1 protein-coding gene is annotated in these 471 nt (G+C 45.6%); it reads left to right on the top strand.

The genetic code is table 11. The features are described 5' to 3' along the window. Positions 1-49 precede the first annotated feature (49 nt). Positions 50-352, top strand: a complete 303-nt coding sequence (locus AC0L3J_RS37425) for a hypothetical protein (protein ID WP_001058561.1) — start codon at positions 50-52, stop codon at positions 350-352. Positions 353-471: the final 119 nt, after the last annotated feature.

Genomic DNA, 471 nt, shown 5'->3' with positions numbered 1-471 from the left:
TGCGATATGGGCGATGACACAGCGTGCATGAATTGTGAAGGTGAATAATATGAATAATGAAACTAAATTTACTCCCCTTAATATTGATAACGTCATGGCTGAAAAAGGGATGCTGGAACGTGTTCGCGCTATCGTTGAATATGGTATTAAGCATAATCTCACCGCCAGAGAAGTCCGTGACATTATCAACCGCGAAATGAATCGTCTGGAAACAGTAGTGGCACTGCAAAATGAAACAGCCCGCGAGGAGTACATCCGCCGCAGGCTGGGGCTATCAGACCAGGATATTGTTACTGACGCTCATGTGTTTGAGGCTTTTGAGATCCGTCAGCATCTGGGTCTAACGAACTGATAATGTCTTCCATGATCTTTGACAGTTGCAGTTTTTCGCGGCGGCTTGTTCTCATTGCAGGCGCATCTTTTAAAATCTCTGCTGAAGAGCTGAAAATGGCTTTGCCCTCTTCTGCGGTG

This window comes from Bradyrhizobium sp. Kon37, from assembly GCF_055807535.1.
The sequence above is the reverse complement of the archived record's forward strand: the minus strand, read 5'-3'. Positions and strand labels throughout refer to the sequence as shown.

Bases quoted from the DNA above. Each gene is read 5' to 3' on its own strand.
- AC0L3J_RS37425 (WP_001058561.1), top strand. From the start codon at position 50: ATGAATAATGAAACTAAATTTACTCCCCTTAATATTGATAACGTCATG.